Genomic DNA, 758 nt, shown 5'->3' on the forward strand with positions numbered 1-758 from the left:
CGCGGAAGCGCGGATCTTGGCGGATGGCGCGGGTGGCGGCGTAGCCGTCCATGATCGGCATCTGGCAATCCATCAGCACGCCGTCGAAGCGTTGCTGCTGGAGTAGATCGAGTGCCTCCTGTCCGTTGTTCGCCACTGCCGCGGTCATGCCGTTGGTGGTCAATAGCTCGAGCGCCAGCTCCTGATTGATCGCGTTATCCTCGACCAACAGCAGATGCGCGCCGCGCAGCGTCGCCAGTGCCTCGCTGGTGGCCTCTTCCTGATCCGCGCTGCGCGAGTCGCTCACCGCCTCGCGTCCCATCGCGGTGAGGATGGCATCGAGCAGGGTTGAGGGCGTCACCGGCTTGGTCAGGAACCCGGCTAGCTCCAGATCATCGGCGGCTCGCCGCGCCTCATCGCGCCCATAGGCGGTGACCATGATCACCGTCGGTGCGCGCGCGATGAGCTGATCGGCCTGGAGCGCGCGCGTGGTATCCAGCCCGTCCATGTGCGGCATCTTCCAATCCATCAACACCAGATCAAAGGCGCCTTGGCTGTCGGCCTGCTCCAGGCGCTCGATCGCCTCGGCGCCACTAGCGGCCTGCTCGACCTGGAAGCCGAAGGCCTTGAGCATGGATTCGAGCACCTCGCGCGCGGTGCGGTTGTCATCCACCACCAGTACCCGCAAGGCCTGCAGATCATCGCCCTTCAGGCGTCGCTGCGAGCGCACCCCGCGCTGCTTGCCCAGGTATGCGGTGAAATGGAAGCAACTGCCGACC

At 65.8% G+C, this 758-nt stretch carries 1 protein-coding gene; it reads right to left on the reverse strand.

What is annotated here, in order from left to right:
* Positions 1 to 758 (reverse strand): response regulator (locus VBE63_RS30785; protein WP_323686742.1); only part of this gene is annotated, 758 nt, incomplete at both ends.

Source organism: Lamprobacter sp. (genome assembly GCF_034860625.1).
In the GTDB taxonomy this organism is placed as follows: domain Bacteria; phylum Pseudomonadota; class Gammaproteobacteria; order Chromatiales; family Chromatiaceae; genus Lamprobacter.